We start from the raw sequence: 20,221 nt of genomic DNA, 5'->3' as shown, positions 1-20,221 counted from the left end.
AAATGTACTAAATATCTATGGTTTAGTAGAGCTTGTCAGGCTAAAAGAATTTAAAAAGGCACGATTTTATGGTAAAAAGGAGACTGAGTTTCGCTGTTTTCGGCAATGCGTCCAAGGTCCTGGAGTCTGTCCGGATATGGGATATGTTAGAATATTTGGTCCGTCACGATGCGGAAATCTATCTGGACCAGAGCCTCTACCTTGGACTGCGGCAGAAGCTGGCGGGATGCGTCTCCATAGCCGGCGTGTTCGAGGGAGTGAACTTCGATGTCGACTATGTCATTTCGCTGGGAGGCGACGGTACGTTCCTGAAGGCGGCAGGCAGGGTCGGTGCGAAGCAGATACCTATCATCGGCGTGAACATGGGCCGTCTCGGCTTTCTTGCGAATGTGACTCCAGATGAAATCCGGACTACACTCGACGAGGTTTTTGAGGGCCAGCCGGAGATGGAAGAGCGTGCGGTGATCCAGCTCGAGGCTGACGGCGAGGCCCTCGAGGGATGCCCTTATGCGCTGAATGATATTGCCATTTTGAAGCGTGACAATGCGGCGATGATTTCCATCCGGACAAGTGTCAACGGCGAATACCTCGTCACTTATCTTGCCGACGGCTTGGTTATCAGCACGCCGACAGGGTCGACAGCTTACTCGCTCTCTGTCGGCGGTCCGATCATCGTGCCCCAGTCGGGTATTCTGAGCATGACACCTGTTGCGCCGCACAGTCTGAACATCCGCCCGATTGTCATCAGCGACGACAGTGAAATCCGGCTGGAAGTAGAAAGCCGGAGCCATAATTTCCTGGCGGCTGTGGACGGCAGGTCGGAGAAGCTGCGGGAGGGAGTGACGCTGACCATCAGGAAAGCTCCGCATAAAGTCCGGATTGTCAAGCGAAGCGGACAGCGTTTCTTTTCGACACTGCGCGAGAAGCTGATGTGGGGGGCCGATGTCCGGAGATTATAGAAGATGAAGACTTCCGTCCCGCTCTGCCGTCTTTGACGATCTTGATGTTCCCGGGCGGCATGGCAGTAGCATTGTCCCTTCTGACCGGGCGGCCGGATCTGTAAGGAAGTTGAAGAAGTCGGGGAAAGCATTGACGAACAGGAAAAAGCAATCATGAACAAGATCAAGAAACTCTTCCAGATACCGCGGACGCATTATACGACCAGAGAAATCTTCCGCTGGCTGTGGCTTGCGTGGCGCGGGAACAGGAAACAGGCTGTGCTGAACGCAGTGATAGGCATTCTCGGTGTGGGTGTCTCGCTGGCTGCGGTAGGGGCTGTCCAGCACGCCATTGATGTGGCTTCCCATGTCGTGGAGGGAAGTATCTATGAGGCGGTAGCCGTCATGGCGGCATTGGTTCTCTGCGACTTTACCTTGAACATCGCCTCTGTATGGGTGCGGAACCTGCTGGGCATCAAGGCGCAGAACCGTATGCAGCAGCGTATGCTCGACCGTATCCTGCGCTCGGAATGGCATGGGAAGGAGCGTCACCACAGTGGCGACGTGCTGAACCGGCTGGAGTTTGATGTCGCCAATGTGGTGAACTTTCTCACAGAAACCATACCGAGTTCGATCTCTACGCTGGCCATGTTCCTCGGCGCGTTTCTCTATCTGATGTCAATGGACTGGCGGCTGGCGATTCTCATCGTCGTCATGATACCGCTGTTTGTCCTGGTCAGCAAGGTTTATGTGCGCCAGATGAGGCGGCTGACACGAGAAGTGCGCGACTCTGATTCGAAGGTCCAGAGCGTTCTCCAGGAGACCATCCAGCACCGGATGCTCATCAAGACGCTCGAGAGCGACGAAATGATCGTGGGCAGACTGGAGGGTACACAGCGCGAACTCCGCAGCAGGGTAGTGCGCCGGACGAAGTTTTCGGTCTTCTCCAACCTCGTCCTGAACTTCGGATTCGCTTTCGGCTATCTTGTCGCCTTCACGTGGGCTGCCATCCGTATGTCGCTCCACTCGCTGACGTTCGGCGGCATGACGGCCTTCCTGCAGCTGGTGAACAAGATACAGAGTCCTGCCCGCCAGCTTACGAAGCTGGTGCCCGCTTTCGTGTCCGTGTTTACTGCTGCCGAACGGTTGATGGAGCTGGAAGAAGATCCTTTGGAGGTACAGGGAGAGCCGATAGAGTTGGACGGACCGTGCGGAATCCGTCTGAGGCACGTGGATTACCGCTATGACGACGGCGACCGGGAGATACTGAAAGACCTCAGCTTCGATTTCTATCCCGGTTCCTGCACAGCCATTCTCGGTGAGACGGGCGCAGGAAAAACCACACTTGTGCGTATGCTCCTCGCCTTGCTGAAGCCGAAGAAAGGGTCGGTGGAAATCTACAACGGACAGGAACGCATGGAGCTGACACCGCTCATGCGTACCAACTTCGTCTATGTGCCGCAGGGCAACACGCTCCTCAGCGGTACGATCCGTGAGAACCTGCTGCTTGGAAAAGTGGATGCCACGGAAGAAGAGATGGTTGCCGTGCTCGAGAAAAGCTGTGCCGACTTCGTCTTCCATCTCCCCTTAGGGCTCGACACGCTCTGCTCGGAGCTGGGAGGCGGCCTCAGCGAAGGACAGGCACAGCGCATTGCCATTGCCCGTTCGCTGCTGCGTGACCGCAGTGTCATGATCTTTGACGAGGCTACGTCGGCCCTTGATCCGCAGACAGAACGCCAGCTCTTGCAGAACATACTCTCCCGGCACGACCGGACGGTGATCTTCATCACCCACCGTCCGGCGGTCGTAGATTACTGTGACCAGACGCTGACAATAGAAAAAATACAATAAGCCGTTTGCTGTATTCAGAATAAGGTTGTATATTTGCAGCATGACTGACAAGCTGAAAGAAAAACTCGGGGACTGGCTGTTGGATATAGCCAAGTACCTGATGACGGCGGTAGCTCTTACATCTGCATTCAAAGAGTTCGGCGAACCGTTTATGTCGATAATGGCGTTGCTGATATCAGGATTGCTTCTGGCGATCGGCATTATCTTCATTCAGGCAAGTACAAGTAATAATTCTAATCGTAATAACAAGAAATAGGAGGAAACTGTATGGGATTGCTTTATTCTTCTGTAACAGCATTGCTGATAGCCATAGTGCTTTTGTGTTGGTTGCTAATAGATGATCGGACAAAAAAGAAAAAAAGACAGGGACAGTTATGAAAAGAATATTCTTAGCGGCTGCCTGCCTGCTCTTCATGGCGGCAGCGACGGCTTCTGCACAGACAACAGACACCGTGCAGGCAGCGGGTCTGGATGCCAGGTATGCTGTGAATATGCTGAAACCGGGCACACCTGCGCCGGATTTCAAGTTGAAAACGTATGACGGAAAGGACATACGGCTGAGCCAGTATCGCGGCAGTTATGTGGTGTTGGACTTTTGGGCCAGCTGGTGTCCTGACTGCCGGCGTGACATTCCGGCGATGAAGGCTCTCTACGAGCAGTTCCGTGACCATGGCGTGCAGTTCATCGGCATATCATTCGATACCGACCGTGACGCATGGGCGAAGACCTACTGGGACCGCTATCAGATGCATTGGATACAGGTGAGCGAGTTGAAGAAGTTCAGGAAGGCAACCGTCATTGACCGCTTGTACAAGATTGACTGGATTCCCTCGATGTATCTCGTTGGCCCTGACGGCCGGATTGTCATGGGAACGGTGGAAATCAACAAGCTGAAGGAAAAGCTGGAGACCGTCGCACCAGCTCCGCAGACAAGCAGAACAGACGTACTCCCCAGTTTCGACGGCGGACAGGAAGCCGTTGCCGGATATTTCGCACAGCGGCAGTACCACACTATCCAGTCCATCCGCTCGAAGGTACATGCCGAGATGACTGTCGTCTTCAATGTCGAGATGGACGGCTCCGTCACAGGGGCACGTGTCGTCAGGGTGACGAATGTGAAGGGGACAAGCAGGCATTTCCTCAAGATGGATGCAGCAAAGCAGAAACGGGTACTGGACAGATGTATGGAATTCTATAAAGAGCAGGCGGTCCGTCTGACCAACAGCATGCCGAAGTGGAAGCCTGCCGAACAGAAAGGACGCCCTGTCCAGAGCAGGGCAAGTCTGACGATTGTTTTCCAGGCATAGCCCGATAGCCCGTTCGCCAGGACATATCTTCAACATTCCCTGCTGCTTGGGAACATGATCCCCAGGCTCTGGGAATCATGTTCTCAACGGCCGGGGACACAGGTCCCGACCGGTTGGGAAACGTCATTCCGATATATTAAAACTGATAAACCAACAAATAAACTGTAAAATCAATGAGAACTTTTCTGTTGAGTGTGATTGCGTTGTTTGCGCAGTCGGTGAGTATGACCGCACAGGTGGCGGGGCGTATCGAGTATCCGTACCGGGCCGACTATGAGGACCAGCTGGTGCTGCCTGTCGGTGACAAGGGGCTGGTAGTCCAGTCGTTTGCCAGGGACACCAAGGATGGGAAACGGTGTTTCAAGACGGTGTATTATTCAACGGCGATGAAGTATGTCAGTGCCGACTCCATGCTGATTGACAAGGGGATGTACTATTATTCCAATGTGGTTGAGAACGGCGTGCTCTACACGGTGCTGCGCGAGAGGGACGGTTCGTTCATGATTGTTGCCTTCAACACCGCGACACGCAAGTGTACCGTTACGGACGGAGAGTACACCCGCAAAGGCTCGATGCGCAACCTTGTCATTTCGGACGGATCCGTCGTCTTCAGTTCGACGCAGAAGAAAACGGACCGCATCGGCATCATCGACCTGAAGAGCGGGAGCTGTAATTTTGCCGACATCCACTTCCCGAAAGTGAAGGATAAGAATATTTTTATCCTTGAGAACACCGTGATAGACAATACTATCTACGCCTTGGTGCGTGCCGGGGAAGATGTGCAGCTGGTGCGTGTGGACAAGCAGGGAAAGCTGTTGGGGACAAACAACCTGACGGCAGATATTCCCGAGCGAATCGTCTCGGCTTCTGTCTCCAAGGCCGGCAGCAGGTTCTTTGTCACGGGAACTTACTCGAAAGTGAAGAAAGGCGGAGCGGAGGGAATCTTCTTCTCTGAACTGAAGAACAACCAGTTCAACAACATCCGATTCTACAATTTCCTTGATCTCAAGAATTTCACCGAGTACATGAGCAGCCGCAAGCAGGCTAAGATAGAACGCAAGAAGGCGAAAGCCGAGAAGGCAGGAAAGGAGTATGCGCTGGACTATCTGATGGCCTCGCACCGCATCATGACCGACGGCAAGGATTATTTCTACCTCGGTGAGGCTTATTATCCGGTGTACCGTACCACGATGGTGGGCAATATGGTCATGTCGACATTTGCCGGGTATGCCTACACGCACGCCGTCCTGGCGAAATTCAACGCGGCCGGCAATCTGCTCTGGGACGAGTGTTTCCCGATGGATCCGCGCACATTGCCGATGTATGTGAAACGTTTTGTCTCGGCAAGCATGAAGGGAAACAATGTGAACCTGCTTTTTGCTGACAAGAACCGGCTGGTTTCCAAACTCTTCAGAAATGCTGACGGCAAGGTGATCCAGGACCGTACGTCGGAGATGATAGAGACCGGCAATGATGAAGAGGATGTCAAGAAGATGCGCTATTCCAACTCGCAGTACTGGTATGGAGACAACTTCCTTGTCTATGGGACACAGGTGGTGAAGAACTCGAAGACAGGTGAAAGGCGTAAGGTGTTCGCCATCACAAAGTATACAATTAAATAATAAGGAAAAGACGACAATGGAGAATTCTTTCAGACACGGCAGCCTCTTTCTGTGGTTCGCCATGGTAATCTGCCTGCTCTGCGTGCCCCGTTCCGTGTATGCACAGGCTTGGGACGGTGATGGAGACATAAAGGTTTATGCCGGCTATGCCAATGTCGGCGGCAAGTCGGGCTTCGAGGCAGGAAGTGATTATGCCATCAGCGACTTCGTATCGTTGGGCGGCCAGATAACGGTCATTCCTCTCAAGGACCGTGATGACGATGATTACGGTGCCCTGGATGGTTACGACTTCAGTCTTCATGGTGATTACCACTGGGCGGAGGTGATGAAGCTGCCGTCCGTGATGGACATCTATACCGGTGCATCCATCGGACTGCGCACGGGCGGTCTGCAGGCCGGCGTGCGTTATAATTTCAGTGAGACGTTCGGTCTCTATGCGCAGGTGCGCCAGAACCTTTTCAAGACTTTCGGCGAGAACTCCGACCATGCTCCTGTCTATAAGGGGAAGACGGCCCTCTCTGTAGGCCTGACCCTTACATTCTGATGCAGTACATCCGGCTGTGTAAAACGAGCGTATGTCAATTGTCCAATGCGCAGGATCTGATGCCTGCCATGGGACAGCTTGACATACGCTTTTCTTGCTGTGCCGTGCTTATATATTATTAAGAGGAGATACCAAGGGAGTCTGTCCTGCTTATGCTCTTCCTTATTGGTTTTTGAAGCACATGATGTAGTAAACAGGCATATATGTAATGCCATCCTGCGTGTTTACGGTCTGCTCATTGGACAGAACAAATGCCTGGTGGACATTGTAGTGCGTGTTGGCTGCAAACTTGTCCTCTTCCATATTCAGTTCGATGTAATTCTTGAATTTCTTCTGGTCGATATGTCGGATGATATATGACTTTCCGATTTGTCGTGCTCCATCTATCAGAAGTATCTTTCCATCAGGTGTCTGAAGGTGAGAGCTTATAAATTCTCCAATCTTTCTATACAGCATGAATACACTTTTCTTATGTTTATACTGCGGCAAATATACACTTTTCCTATAAAACAAGCAAGCAAATACTACACTTTTTCTGTAGTATGGAAGGCTGCATACTACACTTTTCCTGTATCTGGTTTGCTGTTTCCTGCACTTTTCTGCTAAATGGACTGCTGGAAACCGCACTTTCCCATAAAGCTGATTCATAGAAAGTGAAATGTTCCCTATTGCATTTTTCTTGGAAGATGAAGCTGTTGTCTGTTCTGTGGTGATTGTGGTGATTGGCCGCTCTTGTAAGTGAAATGGATGGAGCGGACAGGAGCCTCTCATGGTTGGCACTTCATATTTTTATGGACTTTGTTTGGCTTTACAGTCCTAAATGTTTATCTTTGCAACATTACTTTTTTAATTAGTGAACAGACATGAGTATGAAATCAATTTGTATATTGGGGCTGTTTGCCGCTTTGGTGGCAGGCTGCTCCACGGGTACGCAGCAGAAGAAAACAGACAAGTGTGCTGCTGCCAGTTTCGATTCCATTGAGATTGCCCCCACATCCGGAATGATAAAAGTAAGTCATACGGTAAGATGGATGGTTTACAAGAACCATCGTGTCGTGAAGGAAGAGGTGTATTTCCCTCTTAAAGATAACGATGATGATTCTGTCGTACAAGTGCCGGTCAGCGGTGTGAAAGCCTGGAAAATTGACGGACTTGTCAGGGATATTTACGTCAATCATACTTCCAGGGACATTGACTCCCTGGTTTCTGACGATTACTGTTACGACCTCGGTGGGCTGGAGGTCGCCGTCTACTATCCGGGGAAGGTCGTCCGGTATGAGTATGATCACGGCTATGCCGGTGCAAGGTATTCTGCTGCATTCAACAAGCTGTTGGAACTCACGGGGCTGGAATGGCGGCTTCCTCAATAGTATCTGGCCGGGAAGACGGGGAGAAACTGCATGGTGGATACTTGAATTGGTGACGTCTCTCCCTTTGCGTCCCATGCACTGCGTTTCATAAGGATGCTTCCGTAATCATTTTAAGTGATATCTGCAGAACCAACAATCGGGGACTGCCGGCGCGTACCGGCAGTCCCCGATTGTTGTAGGCGGCTGGCTGTTGCTGTGTTCTGTGTTTTTTCGTAATCAGCTGACGGGATTCCTATTTGCGTTGGGAGTCTCGCATAATCTTGTCGTAGTTGTCTCCGTTCCCCAGTATTCTGTCTCTTATCTTGTATCTCGGGTTCAACAGGTCTCTTTGTGGGTTGTAGTACCTTGTCCTGATTCCGCTGAGGTAGAAAAGAATCTGGCACACATTGTCAGTCATGAAGGGTCTGTTCAGTGCAGCCTTGATGTTTCTTATGACTTGAGGATGCTTTCTTTTGTAAGTGTCAGAACACCATATCATGAAAGGAATGCCATACTGATATTTCAGAAGTTCCTTATATTGTCCTGGGGCTGCACTCACCCGTCCCTTTGAGTCGCGGTAATCATATATCTCCTCTCCGTGGTCGGACAGGTAAACAATGACAGCATTCGTCTTCCGGTATCTGTTGATGATGTGACTGATGACTGAGTCGTTATAGTATGTGGCATTGTCGTAATTCGCAATATCTTGCAGCTTGCTTTCTGTAAGATACGAATCCCTCCGCCGAATGTCCTTGATCGTGAATCTGTTGAAAGACTTGTTGTGGGGGTATCTTGAGGCTGCGTCTATATGCTGTCCCCAGAGGTGGAACATGATTAGGTTGTATTTTCCTGTTGGTTTCTTGTTCTTGAAATAGTCCTGGATAAGCTGGTCGTCATAACGGAAAGTCTTATCAGATGAAGCGGTATAAGATAGGCTTGCTATGGTCTTGTTGTATAGGAATGAATTGGTTGTAAACCCTGTAAGCCCTTCTGTCACGTCCGTTTTCTGATTATCCCAATAGTATACATCGAAGCCGGTCCTTTTGAATATAATAGGGAAGAATGGCGTGTGATACCATTTCTCATTGTCCATCAGGGAATTGCAGCAGAATGTATTCCTTATGGTGAGTGAGGTTGCTGCATACGCACTGACCACGTCATTGAAGATGTACAGGTTGCCTTTGGCTTTCTCTTTTGTTAATCTTGGAGTTGTCAATAGAGGATAGCCATACAGGTTGGAGTGATATTTAATATACGATTCGCCGATGATATATACGACGTTTAAAGAGTCATTATCGGCGACAGTTCCCTTCTCCGTCTTGCAAGAGGCTTTGACAGCTTCCTGTAACTCATTTTCGGTTGTCCGTATGCTGTTAAGGGAGAAAATCATCTTCGTGACGGTATCATAAGGAAATGTGTCTTTTATCGGCAAGTCATCGGTCGTCTTGCTTTTTGCAACATAATAAAAGATGTCGAATTGGCAGAAACCGAAGATTACTATAATGACGGTAGACCACAGAAAGGCATTCCTGCCGGTTCTGTTTATTTTCTGTGAGATAAAGTCATTGATAATCCGATGCTTTGATTCTGCCATTATGATTGTCAGGAACGCAATGGAAATGACTATAATTGAGATGATGCCGTTCCGGGAAAGCAGATAGGTGGATAGGAACTCCGTTGCCTCCCTGCTGTTGGTTTCTCCAATAAATGTGATGATTTGCGGCTGTATGATGAGATGGAAGACCAGCCATAAGAATACATTCAGTCCGAAGAGGGAAAGACCTATGGCATAGAATACAATTTTAAGCCATTGCTTTCCTGTACAGCTGATGATTGCTGTAAAAATATAACTGATGGAAAGTCCTCGTGCGAAATCCTTGAATACGATCGGATCAAGGTGAAGTCCCATTACACCGGCTATAAAATACTTGAACGTAGATAGGGTGATGAGCAGGAAGAACAGGACAAAGAACGGGAACTCATGGCGGATAGGGAATGACATTCCTTTGAAGATCGTCTTTGCAAAATGGGTCAGGCTGTGCCTGATGTCTGTTTTCTTAAATGACTGATGTGGCAGCATTGCTGTGGAAAAGTCCCCTTACTGCCCTGTGAGACCTATAAGTTCGTATTAAGTTTCTACATGATATGAAAAGCGTGGGCAGACTGGTTATCCGTCCTTGTGGTCCGAAGCCTTCGTCATTGTCCATCACAGTTAGAACGAGCAACGCAGAAGCCCACGTCGATATGAAAATGTCTGCACCTGCTGTACCGAATGACACATACAGAATCCATATATACACATCTGTGGGCATCTACTGTTGCTCTATTCTTGACTGTGATTGAAAGTTGCGAAGTTTCGAACTGTCAAGAACAAAGTGTTAGTAAACGCCTTATCATATATGTACTTCCGCCGATTCTCTCTGCTTAGGCAAAGGTTGATGACGAAATCTCTGCAAAGATACTTTTTTTTCTCGACTTTCTATGGGAAAACGGAATAAAAAGCGGCCTTCTTCAAATTGTGCTGGTAGGTCAGGAATATTACGTGATAACCCTTGCGCAGACCTGCTCCTCCCATCGCTGGTCATCCAGATACATTGCGGCAGATGATTCATTCCGTGATGCAATATGGCCTTGCTGCAGGTTTTCTGTCCGGTATTTAACGTCTGAGATAGCTTGGGCGGAAATGGGGATGCAGTTGTACGTCGTCGAATGACTACCAACAAGAGAATGACAGAAAAAAGTGATCGGTTCGATGGCACCCTTTCCTTTTCCGACTTGACTCTGAACGAATATCCTTGCCGGATGGTGTGAAATATCCTTACACCGGTTGCCGGTTGCAATACCTGTTGGAAGATGGAGGCACTGTAGTTTTCACCTTTTCAACCATCACGTTGTCAGTAGGTTATGAGTGCTGTTGCAGACAGTGCTTAGTTGGACTCCAACTAAGCACCATCTGACTTCCAACTAAGCCTTACTTGCGTTCTAAAAGAGGCTTGGTTGGGATGCTGTTAAGCATCAACTTGTTTTACGAGTAGGAATTTTTCTTACACAAGAAGGCGGTATTGGAGTTTTTCTGCCAGGGCAGGCCCGTTTCCAGGGGAGAAAAGTCCGGTACACGCCCGCAGGCTGTGTGCCGGGTTGTAGCGTAAAGACCGCACGATTTCTTCAGATTCGGTGTAATGAAGTTTGGTTGTCGATATGGTGTGGTCCGGAGCTGCCGATGGCAGACAGCTGTTCTTTGGACTTACTTTACCAAAACGCTATTCCTGACGGAGAAGCATCTCGCTGTCAAGCCTTTTTTTGAATCGAGAAACTGTGATTCTTGATTGTGGGTGACGCATTGACGAAGTCTGGACATACTACAGCGAGGGCTGCCGGCAGATACCGGCAGCCCTCGCTGCATATTGTATAATGGTGTGGAAACGGAGCTTTTCAGCAGTGGGTTTTACTCTGTGGTGACCGTATGGAGTGCTTCCGTGATTTCCGTATGGTTTTCAGAATGAGAGAATCATTGTCTGTCGGTGTCCCAGTGGAATGTTCCTGGTCAGGTCGACGGTCTTGCCTGTGGTGATGTCGGTGGCTGTCGTATGTGTTCCGATTACTTCGGCATAGCGTCCGACTTCAAGCTGGTTGTCGGCTTTCCTTCCGTTGAGGATGGTGAGGACGGTCTTGCCTTTATGTTGACGGGCAAGAACATAAACTCCGTGCCAGGGGATGAACTGTGTCTGCGAACCACGGGTGATGACTTCGTTGTTCTGCCGCCAGTGGAGTAGTCGGCGGGTCCAGTCGTACATGGCGTTCTCTGCTGCGGTGCGTCCTTTAGGCGTGAACTTGCTGACCTTGTCGCCCGGGAAGCCGCCGGGGAAGTCTTTGCGGACATTGCCGTCGGTCACCTCCTTGGTGCCGTTCATCAGTATTTCCGTACCATAATAGAGCTGCGGGATGCGGTTCATTGTCAGCAGGAGGGCATAAGCCTGCTTCAAGGCCGTAGAGTCCTTTCCGTTTCCGAGGAAGCGGTCGGTATCGTGGTTTTCGATGAATGCCATCACGAATGACGGGTTGGTGTAGAGATAGTCGTAGCAGAGGGAGTTGTAGATACGGTTCAGTCCCTTCCACCAGTCGTCCGTCTCTTCGTGCTTCGCCTGTGAAAGGCGGTCGAAGAAGGCGAAGTCCATCACGGTCTTCAGGTAGCTGTTGATGTCCGACAGTTTGCTGTCCTTCTGCCAGGCTGCCGTGTAAGCCGGCTCTGTGACCCATGCCTCGCCCACGGCGTTGAAGTTGGGATATTCCGTATCGAGTGCCTTCATCCACGCTGCCATTGCCTTGCGGTCGGCATAGGGGTAGGTGTCCATGCGGATGCCGTCGATGCCGACGGTCTCGATCCACCATTCGGAATTCTGGATAAGGTACTTGATGACGTGCGGGTTGCGCTGATTGAGGTCGGGCATGGACGATACGAACCATCCGTCCACGGTCTCCGCCATGTCCACCTTGCTGGCATACGGGTCGAGAACAGGGGTGAGCTTGTAACTTGTCTGCAGTCCGTAGCCGGGATGGTTGAACCAGTCTTTTGACGGTACGTCCTTGTTCCAGGGATGGTAGTCACCGCAATGATTGAAGATCATGTCCATGACGACCTTCAGTCCTTTCCTGTGACAGGCATCGACAAGTGCCTTGTATTCTTCGTTCGTACCGAAGCGCGGGTCGACACGATAGTAGTCGGTGGTGGCATATCCGTGATAGGTACTGTATTTCCCGCCGTCAGCAGGACGGTCATTCTCCAGTACCGGCGTGAACCAAAGGGCTGTCACGCCGAGGTCGGTAAAGTAGTCGAGGTGCTGTCGGATGCCTTCCAGATCGCCGCCGTGCCGCAGACTCGGTTCGTTGCGGTTGCAGAGCTGATCCTGCATCCCCTTGATGATGTCGTTCTTCGGATTGCCGTCGGCGAAGCGGTCGGGCATGAGCATGTACAGAACATCCGAGTTGTCAAACCCTTTCCGGTCGGCACCGGCCATGGCACGGGCTTTGAGCTGGATCTTCTGTCGGGTGGTCTTGCCGTTTTTGTTTGTGAAGCTGAGGGTTATTTCTCCCGGCTTCGCGTCTTTCAGGTTGAGGTAAACGAGGAGATAGTTCGGCGAGTCGAGGCGGACGATCGAATCTATCCTTGCATTCGGATAGTCTGTGGACACGTCCGAGAACTTGATGTCCCTGCCGTAAACCATCAGCTGGAGCGTCGGATCCTGCATACCGGCGAACCAGCTGGCAGGATCAATGCGCGATATGACAGGTGCGGATGGACGTTGGCGGGCAGCTATAGGCATTGATACAGTGAACAGTAAAAGGAGGACAGACTTGCTGAAAACTTGTTTGAGATTCATTTTCGGTTCATTATTGTTGTGTCGGATTTATGGGCCTGATCAGTCCTCGTCAGGCTCATAAACTCGATAGTTTAATTGTGAAGAATCAGTGCGCTTTGGCCGTCTACCATCACTTCACCGCCTTCCATCTCGCCCAGTCCGGTTTCGTTTACTTCGCCGTTGGCGCATACGATGGTGTATTTGCCTTTAGGTATCTTGACTGTGCGGAGTTCCTTGTTGGCGTTGAGGACGACGTAGATGTCGTTCCATCTGTCGCCTCCGGCATGGTTCTTCAGACAGAAAGCAACGAGACAGTCCTGCGTCGGGAGAAACTCAAGATGTCTGCGGACAAGGTCGGCATTGCCCATGTGGAAAGCTGGATGCGCCTTGCGGAGATGGATGAGGCCGCTGTAGTATTTGAACACCTGTGGATAGACCTTGAGGTTGTTCCAGTCGAGACGGTTGATGCTGTCGGGTGAGTTGAAGGAATTGTGTACCCCTTTCTTGTCGCGCAGCATCTCTTCTCCGGAGAGCATGAACGGCACTCCCTGCGAAGTGAAGACGGCCGTTTGGGCAAGTTCGTCCAGCCTTATCAGCTCGTTCTCGTCGTATTCAGCCTCCGGGACAGAGGCTTTCAGCCGGTCGACGAGGCACATATCGTCGTGACAGCTGACGTAGGCGATCATCTGTGTCGGCTCTGTGGCATATGGCTTCTTGGAATAGTTTACCTTCGAATAATCCACCTGCGGATGGGCGATCATACCCGCTATGCCTGCCTTCAGGCTTTCTTCCAGTCCTGCTACCCCCCCGAGGAAACCGGCTTTATGGTCATCGGAGAAAGGACCGCGCAATGCATCGCGTATGTCATCAGAGAAGGCTGCAATGCCTGGCATCTGCGGGATGGCGGCTTTCATCGCCAGTTTCTCCTGTGGGTAGGCGCACGTACCGGCACTCCACCCCTCACCATAGACGAATATCCCTGGGTCGATGGCATTGAGCTCACGGCGGATGTCGTTCATGGTCTGTATGTCATGGATGCCCATGAGGTCTACACGGAAGCCGTCGATATGGTACTTGTCCACCCAGTATTTCATCGACTCCAGCATGAATTCATGCATCAACGGCTTTTCGCTTGCCGTCTCGTTGCCGCAGCCCGACCCGTTGGAGGGGGTGCCGTCGGCATTGTAGCGGTAGTAAGCCTTGGGGAATGTACGCTCGAAGTTGCTGTTGGCAAGGTCGAAGGTATGGTTGTAAACCACGTCGAGAATCACTCTGATCCCCGCTTTGTGCAGTGCCTGTACCATCTGCTTGAACTCCATGATGCGGCGTGAGGGGAGGTCGGCATCATAGGAATAGCTGCCCTCCGGCACATTGTAGTTCAGTGGGTCATAGCCCCAGTTGTATTGCGGTACGCCCGGCTTTGACTCGTCTACAGAGGCGAAGTCAAAAGAAGGAAGGATATGGACGGCATTGATGCCCAGCTTTTTCAGATGGTCGATGGCCTTCTGTTCGGTCAGTGCAAGGAATTTTCCTTTGTGTACCAGACCGGATGACGGGTCGATGGAGAAGTCCCGGTGATGCAGCTCGTAGATGACCAGATCTGCCGGACTCTTCGTCGGTACACGCCGATCGGTGCTCCAGCCTGTCGGATTGGTTTCCTTCATGTCGATGACAGCACTGCGGCCTCCGTTGCAGCCTACGGCCTTGGCGAATACGCCCGGCGTCTCTCCGTGTCCGATGTCGAAGGTGTAAAACTTTCCCTTGAGGTCGCCCTTTACGGTGGCTGTCCAGGTGTTGTTTCCGTTCGGTGCAAGTTTTACTTTCTTGTAAGGTTTGCCTCCTCTCCCCGCATTATAGAGCCTAAGTGTCGGCTTGGAGGGGGCGTTGAGGCGGAAAGTCGTCTCAACGGGTGAGTAGGACATCTCGTTGAAACGCTGCTGGGCAGCTGTGTTCTGTGAGAACAGGAGGGCAGCGATGGATGCTGCAAGGTGATATTTCATATTCATTGTTTATGGGGATAAGAGGCCTCTCCAGGCACCTCCGGGGAGGGGACGTGGCAGGCAGGATAGGCGATGATGAGCGATGTCAGGCGATGGAGAGTGGTGATAGGCGGTGACAGGTGCTTCATGCAAGTCCTGTCACCGCCTTTCCGTTTATCGGCCGGCCTGGTTGCTCAGGTCTGTCACCTGCTCATTGAAGGCATTGTTCTTCATCAGGTCCTCAATGCTGACGTGCATACGGTAGCGCCAGTAGTGCTTCGGATTGGCAGGGATATTGATGCGTTCGGCGTTCGGATCCGCCAAACGGAGATTCTCGTCAATACTCATCCAGTCCTGTATGCCGAGGATGCAGAGCATGCTCGGCGATGTCAGGTGCCGGCTGACAATGTCCCTTGCCAGCCATCCCGGCAGCGGGTGAGGTGCCGGACCGCCGCGGTGCAGCATGCTGTTGAAGTAGTCCTGCGTGCGTGCCCAGTCTTCATCCCACCATTGGCGTAGCGTTGCCATGTCGTGTGTGGAGATGGTGCTGACACTCCGGTACGGGTTCTCTCCCAGGTGACCGAAGCGTACATGCGGATCCTTCGGCATGCTCTGGATTTCAAGACTGAGGATGCGCAGCTCGTTCATCACCCATGCCACGCAGTCGGGAACCATTCCGAGGTCTTCGGCACAGACCAGCATACGGGTGGCATTCACCAGCTTCGGAAGTTTCTTCATCGCCTCCTGATACCAGAACTGGTTGTTGCGGCGATAGTAATAGTCGTTATAGAGTTTGTTGAACACGGCCTTGTCGCTGTCGTAGAGACTTTCGTAGATGAAGTCGAACTGAACGCTGATGCGCGGATGGAAGCGGTTCGGGTCCTTGTGGTCGCGTACGAAGAGCACGTCGCTGATCAAGGCGTAGAGACCGTCGCGAATCCATACGTCCGTGTCCGAGGTCTTGCCCGCAAAAGCCTTCTCCACCTTGCGCTGTGTGTCATACGCCGGGCGCATCTTGTAACGGTCGCCCCATACGTGCTCCACGTACTTCTGCCGCACCTCGTCTGCATGCTCGCGGAAGATGCGGTCGAGCACCCAGTCGGTAATGAACGGCTCCGTGAACAGTTCCTCCTGCCAGTGCAGCCCATACCCTTCTATCTCTTCACGGCTCATGCCGAGAGCCGGCGCAAACTGTCCGAGCAGTCCGTGAACCGAGCTGACCGGAATTTCCCAGATGCGGAAGAAGCCGAGTACGTGGTCGATGCGGTAGGCATCGAAATACTTTGCCATGTTCCGGAAGCGGTTGACCCACCACTGGCAGCCGTCCTTGATCATTTCGTCCCAGTTGTAGGTAGGAAATCCCCAGTTCTGTCCGTTTACGGAGAAGTCATCGGGCGGAGCACCTGCCTGGCCGTTGAGGTTGAAGTAGCGAGGTTCCGTCCATACGTCACAGCCGTAGCGGTTCACGCCGATGGGGATGTCGCCTTTCAGAATGACCCTGTGTGCCTGTGCGTACTCGTGGACGGCCTTCAGCTGGCTGCTCAGCACGAACTGTACGTAATAGAAGAACGCCGCTTCCTTATAGGCAGCGTCCTTGGGGTCGGACAGAGCCTTGCGGTCGGCCTCGTTCCACTGTCTGTGGTCGGGCCATCGCGAGAAGTCAGCTGTCCCGAACTTGTCTCTCATGCAGCAGTACTGTGCGTAAGGAACGAGCCAGCCCTCCGTTTCGGCAAAGAAAGTCTTGAAGGCTTTGCTTTCAAGCACCTTGCCGCCTTCCTGTTCAAAGAGCAGCCGGAGGTATTCCGTCTTCGCATCGTTCACACGCTCATAGTCAATCTGCGGCAGTGCGTTGAGTTCCTTGCGCAGTGCCTCGAACTTCTCACGCTGCTTTTTGTCTTTCAGTGCCGGCAATGCGTTGAGGTCGGCATACTGCGGATGCAGGGCGAAGACCGAGATGCAGCTGTAGGGATAGGAGTCCGTCCATGTGTGTGTGATAGTGGTATCGTTGATCGGCAGAATCTGCAGCGCACGCTGTCCGGTCAGACATACCCAGTCGATCATCTTCTTCAGGTCGCCGAAGTCGCCGATACCGAAGCTCGCCTCCGAACGGAGTGAGAATACCGGTACCAGTGTTCCTGCCACACGGACCGCCGGGACGGGGAAGAACGCTTCGTCCAGTTCGTAGACGATGGTCTCTCCTTCCTCCATGGCGGGCAGCTCCAGTGTGCGGTTGTTGCTGTACTCCCATACCGGACTCGCATCGTCATCGTGGCTTCTGGCGAAGAATTTTATTTCCATCTGGTCGCCGGAGAGCTTTGCAGCATCCAGCGTGAGGGTCCACTCGTTGATGTTGTGTTGCACCATCTTCTGGGCTTTCTTTACGTTCCATGCGCCCAGTGCCGGTTCTGCCCCTGTGAGGTACAGCTCATCCGCCGCACCTAACTGCGGCGCACGTACCTTCAGTGTGACGGCCTTGTTGTAATTGTTGAGCCTTGCTTTCGTCAGTTTCTTGCCTACAATGCAGTCGGCGAGGGCAGAGGTGTAGAGGTAGGCGTCCTCCGGGAGATCGCTCCAGTGGTCGTAGACCTGATAGTTCAGACCGCGTTCAGCGTTGAATTCCAGCCGGTGGTTCATGGCACCCCACTCCCTTCGCTCCTCGTTGTCGCCGCGGAGGATGCTGTAGAAGTAGTCCATCTGTGTGCCCGGCTTGGTGTCTTTCTTCACTTCCACCTCCCAGTGGTAGCCGTCGGCCGTACGCATTCTGTACTGTGAGGCCTCTTCCGCCCCGTTGTGCTGACCTGTGATGATGTTCAGGACAAGGTCCTGTCCGTAGTAGGTCTTGTAGTCGATGTGAAACTGTATGTTCATAGAGTTGGGATAGTTATTTTTCGTCAAAGTTAGTCATATTCATTTGAAAAAACAACTCCTCTCGACATGATTTAAATCAATTTGTGCGTAATCGATTGCATGACACCGGGCAGATGAGATTTCTTCTGATGGATGCCGTCATGTCTCCGACGTGGTATCGGCGTGCCGCCAAATCCGTATTCGTCTCTTCACGGTGTTAGCAAAATTCATGAGAAAGTTTCTCATACAGAATCCATGTCAGGGCAGAACGTTTTATTGCCTTCGGTTTGTCTGTGCCGTATGCGGACCTGTTGTTCTCTCCCCGGCCTTGCAAAGTAACTGACGGTACAGTACTGTCTCTTGGCTTTTTGCAAACGTTTGCACAATGAAAAACACTGATTATCACCGACATCTACAATTAGCCATTGGGATAGAGAGCAGAAACAGCTGTTTGTTATTCGGCTTGAGGGATTATAAAAGCATCTGCCCTCTATTACTTTAATGTGCTTTCTTATTACAGGACTCACGTCAACCGATACTGAAAGCTGATGGATGGTTAATGTTTTCCGGCAGTGTTTTCCCATTCAACGAAATTCTTGTTGTGAGTTATGTATATGGTGAGAAACATTTCTTTTCATGAAAATAAATATTTCTTTTCGTGAAGAAAAATATTTATTTTCATGAAAAGAAATCAGGGACAGTGCGGTAAAGTGACTTTTCCTGATTGTACCAGATACTTTCTTTCTATATTGACCGAATCTGCAGGTGGCTGTTGTTTCTGTCTGCTGGAACGTCAGACACAAGTTGATACTCTATGCTGAAATGACGGATACTTGGTCTTACCGGACACGTTGACCAATCATGTGCCATGCGAGCTGTCTGCCTCTGTACTCCTTAATCCTGCGAGGGGGAAACAAGAAAAGGTGTGTTGAATCGCTATCCAACACACCTTGTTTTTCAGAGAGATGTATATAAAGAGAGTTATGAAATCTTATTCTGCCGTACGGCGGTCCTTGATGATGCTGACCGCGAGGGCACCCAGAATGAGGGCGATGCCGGCGACAATCATCATGTTGCTCTGTACGGAACCGACCAGACGGAGCAGTACACCGCCTACCGCGGCAGCAACGATCTGCGGTATGCAGATAGTGCCGTTGAAGAGTCCGAGGTATGCCCCCATGTGTCCGTAGCCTTCCAGCGCATTCGTGACGAAGGTGAACGGCATGGCAAGCATTGCCGCCCAGGCGCAGCCGATGAGGACGAACGGGAGGAACAGCAGGTACTGGTCGTGGACGTAGGCCGCCATGGTGAAGCCGATGCCGCCTAAGACAAGCGAAAGGGCGTATGCCATCTTGCGGTTCTTGAACTGCGGGAGCACCATTGCCCATGCTACGGATCCGATGGCCTGCACGGCAAAGAGGATGCCCACCCAGTTGCCGGCTTCCTGATAGCCCGTGGTCGTGGTGGCGTCAGCTGCAAACATATCCACGCCCCAGCAGTTGGCTGCCACGGTGCCGTTGGTGTAAGTCCACATATACATGAAGGCAAACCAGCAGAAGAACTGTACCAGGCCCACTTTCCAGAAGGTGGCCGGCGCATTCTTCAGGAGGGTGATCATGCTTGCCTTTGATTCGTTGTCGGCCTTTTTCAGGCTGTGGTACTCAGCATATTCCTCCGGTGGCATTTCCTTTACCTTGGCTGTCGTGTAGATGACACAGAGGATGAGAATGGCCGCACCGATATAAAAGGAATAGACCACGGAGTCGGGGATGACTCCCAGCGGCGCTTGGTTGGAGATGCCCAGCAGGGTGAAGAAGTAGGGGAAGACGTAGCCTGCAATGGATCCGGCGTTGCAGAGGAACGACTGTATGGAGTAGGCGAGCGTCTTCTGCTTCTCGTTGACCATGTCGCCCACCAGCATCTTGAACGGCTGCATGGCCATGTTGATGCTCGTGTCGAGGAACATCAGCGAGAGCAGTCCGAAGACCATTGCCGTCGATACCGCCATGCCGAACGACCCGGCATTGGGCAGCAGGCACATCACGAGGACGGCAACGGCAGCCCCGATGAAGAGATAGGGTATGCGCCGTCCGAAGCGTGTCCATGTCTTGTCGGACAGTGTCCCGACGATCGGCTGTACGATGATGCCCATCAGCGGCGGGAGTATCCAGAAATAGCTGAGTTTATGCGGGTCAGCACCCAGTGTCGCGAAGATGCGGGAGATGTTTGCGCTTTGCAGCGCATAGGCAATCTGCACTCCGAAGAATCCGAAACTGAGATTCCAGAGCTGCCAGAAACTTAAGTTAGGCTTTTGCTTCATTGTTGTATTTGTATTTGGGCCTCCCCGAATCCTCCAGAGGAGGGGGGGAAGGCAGTTATAGGCGGTTATAGGCGGTTATAGGTGATTGTAGGCGATGATAGGCGTTG

At 51.7% G+C, this 20,221-nt stretch carries 14 protein-coding genes; 7 read left to right on the top strand and 7 right to left on the bottom strand.

Features of this window, described 5'->3' with window-relative positions; genetic code table 11:
• The first annotated feature begins 68 nt into the window (after positions 1 to 68).
• The 6 genes from DYH27_RS07150 to DYH27_RS07125 all read left to right on the top strand — a co-directional run bounded on the left by DYH27_RS07150 (position 69) and on the right by DYH27_RS07125 (position 6,262).
• On the top strand, positions 69 to 959 hold the full coding sequence (locus DYH27_RS07150) for an NAD kinase (RefSeq protein ID WP_029216327.1): 891 nt from the start codon (positions 69 to 71) through the stop codon (positions 957 to 959).
• Between the two features lie 153 nt (positions 960 to 1,112).
• Complete coding sequence (locus DYH27_RS07145) at positions 1,113 to 2,789, top strand: ABC transporter ATP-binding protein (protein WP_029754940.1); 1,677 nt, start codon at positions 1,113 to 1,115, stop codon at positions 2,787 to 2,789.
• A 40-nt stretch (positions 2,790 to 2,829) separates the two neighbouring features.
• Entirely contained in the window at positions 2,830 to 3,045 is a 216-nt protein-coding gene (locus tag DYH27_RS07140; protein ID WP_244595156.1) for a DUF6722 family protein, read from the top strand.
• Between the two features lie 118 nt (positions 3,046 to 3,163).
• Positions 3,164 to 4,096, top strand: a complete 933-nt coding sequence (locus tag DYH27_RS07135; protein WP_025067155.1) for a redoxin domain-containing protein — start codon at positions 3,164 to 3,166, stop codon at positions 4,094 to 4,096.
• A 173-nt stretch (positions 4,097 to 4,269) separates the two neighbouring features.
• Positions 4,270 to 5,718, top strand: coding sequence for a hypothetical protein (locus DYH27_RS07130; protein WP_029216328.1), 1,449 nt, complete (start codon positions 4,270 to 4,272; stop codon positions 5,716 to 5,718).
• Between the two features lie 16 nt (positions 5,719 to 5,734).
• The gene (locus tag DYH27_RS07125; RefSeq protein ID WP_025067156.1) at positions 5,735 to 6,262 is read left to right on the top strand and encodes a DUF6646 family protein; all 528 of its coding nucleotides are present in this window, start codon (positions 5,735 to 5,737) and stop codon (positions 6,260 to 6,262) included.
• 162 nt (positions 6,263 to 6,424) lie between these two features.
• Here the strand turns inward: DYH27_RS07125 and DYH27_RS07120 are convergent, their stop codons facing one another.
• Positions 6,425 to 6,718: an AAA family ATPase gene (locus DYH27_RS07120; RefSeq protein WP_013670893.1), complete on the bottom strand. Its 294-nt coding sequence runs from the start codon at positions 6,716 to 6,718 to the stop codon at positions 6,425 to 6,427.
• A gap of 413 nt (positions 6,719 to 7,131) precedes the next feature.
• Here DYH27_RS07120 and DYH27_RS07115 point away from each other — a divergent pair, with 413 nt between their 5' ends.
• Positions 7,132 to 7,632, top strand: coding sequence for a hypothetical protein (locus DYH27_RS07115; RefSeq protein ID WP_029216329.1), 501 nt, complete (start codon positions 7,132 to 7,134; stop codon positions 7,630 to 7,632).
• Between the two features lie 232 nt (positions 7,633 to 7,864).
• On the opposite strand, the gene DYH27_RS07110 is transcribed toward DYH27_RS07115, so the two are convergent.
• The 6 genes from DYH27_RS07110 to DYH27_RS07090 all read right to left on the bottom strand — a co-directional run bounded on the left by DYH27_RS07110 (position 7,865) and on the right by DYH27_RS07090 (position 20,114).
• The gene (locus DYH27_RS07110) at positions 7,865 to 9,613 is read right to left on the bottom strand and encodes a phosphoethanolamine transferase (RefSeq protein ID WP_244595155.1); all 1,749 of its coding nucleotides are present in this window, start codon (positions 9,611 to 9,613) and stop codon (positions 7,865 to 7,867) included.
• Positions 9,614 to 11,105: 1,492 nt separating this feature from the next.
• The gene (locus DYH27_RS07105; RefSeq protein WP_029216331.1) at positions 11,106 to 12,989 is read right to left on the bottom strand and encodes a glycoside hydrolase family 13 protein; all 1,884 of its coding nucleotides are present in this window, start codon (positions 12,987 to 12,989) and stop codon (positions 11,106 to 11,108) included.
• Between the two features lie 71 nt (positions 12,990 to 13,060).
• Positions 13,061 to 14,974 (bottom strand): type I pullulanase, encoded by a 1,914-nt coding sequence (gene pulA / locus DYH27_RS07100; RefSeq protein ID WP_025067157.1) that lies wholly within the window; start codon positions 14,972 to 14,974, stop codon positions 13,061 to 13,063.
• The gene (locus tag DYH27_RS13675; RefSeq protein WP_004353551.1) at positions 14,971 to 15,096 is read right to left on the bottom strand and encodes a hypothetical protein; all 126 of its coding nucleotides are present in this window, start codon (positions 15,094 to 15,096) and stop codon (positions 14,971 to 14,973) included. Before DYH27_RS13675 ends, pulA begins: the two co-directional genes overlap by 4 nt.
• A gap of 25 nt (positions 15,097 to 15,121) precedes the next feature.
• Complete coding sequence (locus tag DYH27_RS07095; protein WP_029216332.1) at positions 15,122 to 17,815, bottom strand: 4-alpha-glucanotransferase; 2,694 nt, start codon at positions 17,813 to 17,815, stop codon at positions 15,122 to 15,124.
• A gap of 970 nt (positions 17,816 to 18,785) precedes the next feature.
• The gene (locus DYH27_RS07090; protein ID WP_025067158.1) at positions 18,786 to 20,114 is read right to left on the bottom strand and encodes an MFS transporter; all 1,329 of its coding nucleotides are present in this window, start codon (positions 20,112 to 20,114) and stop codon (positions 18,786 to 18,788) included.
• Positions 20,115 to 20,221 lie beyond the last annotated feature (107 nt).

Source organism: Prevotella denticola, from assembly GCF_900454835.1.
GTDB lineage: Bacteria > Bacteroidota > Bacteroidia > Bacteroidales > Bacteroidaceae > Prevotella > Prevotella denticola.
Note: the sequence above shows the minus strand (reverse complement) of the source record. Positions and strands in the feature narration are given on the sequence as shown.

Excerpts from the sequence above, each read along its gene's own strand:
- DYH27_RS07110 (WP_244595155.1), bottom strand. The coding sequence starts at position 9,613 with ATGTCATTCCCTATCCGCCATGAGTTCCCGTTCTTTGTCCTGTTCTTC.
- DYH27_RS13675 (WP_004353551.1), bottom strand. The coding sequence starts at position 15,096 with ATGAAGCACCTGTCACCGCCTATCACCACTCTCCATCGCCTGACATCG.
- DYH27_RS07095 (WP_029216332.1), bottom strand. The coding sequence starts at position 17,815 with ATGAACATACAGTTTCACATCGACTACAAGACCTACTACGGACAGGAC.
- DYH27_RS07115 (WP_029216329.1), top strand. The coding sequence starts at position 7,132 with ATGAAATCAATTTGTATATTGGGGCTGTTTGCCGCTTTGGTGGCAGGC.
- DYH27_RS07145 (WP_029754940.1), top strand. The coding sequence starts at position 1,113 with ATGAACAAGATCAAGAAACTCTTCCAGATACCGCGGACGCATTATACG.
- DYH27_RS07120 (WP_013670893.1), bottom strand. The coding sequence starts at position 6,718 with ATGCTGTATAGAAAGATTGGAGAATTTATAAGCTCTCACCTTCAGACA.
- DYH27_RS07150 (WP_029216327.1), top strand. The coding sequence starts at position 69 with ATGGTAAAAAGGAGACTGAGTTTCGCTGTTTTCGGCAATGCGTCCAAG.
- DYH27_RS07130 (WP_029216328.1), top strand. The coding sequence starts at position 4,270 with ATGAGAACTTTTCTGTTGAGTGTGATTGCGTTGTTTGCGCAGTCGGTG.
- DYH27_RS07105 (WP_029216331.1), bottom strand. The coding sequence starts at position 12,989 with ATGAATCTCAAACAAGTTTTCAGCAAGTCTGTCCTCCTTTTACTGTTC.
- DYH27_RS07125 (WP_025067156.1), top strand. The coding sequence starts at position 5,735 with ATGGAGAATTCTTTCAGACACGGCAGCCTCTTTCTGTGGTTCGCCATG.
- DYH27_RS07140 (WP_244595156.1), top strand. The coding sequence starts at position 2,830 with ATGACTGACAAGCTGAAAGAAAAACTCGGGGACTGGCTGTTGGATATA.
- DYH27_RS07135 (WP_025067155.1), top strand. The coding sequence starts at position 3,164 with ATGAAAAGAATATTCTTAGCGGCTGCCTGCCTGCTCTTCATGGCGGCA.
- pulA (WP_025067157.1), bottom strand. The coding sequence starts at position 14,974 with ATGAATATGAAATATCACCTTGCAGCATCCATCGCTGCCCTCCTGTTC.
- DYH27_RS07090 (WP_025067158.1), bottom strand. The coding sequence starts at position 20,114 with ATGAAGCAAAAGCCTAACTTAAGTTTCTGGCAGCTCTGGAATCTCAGT.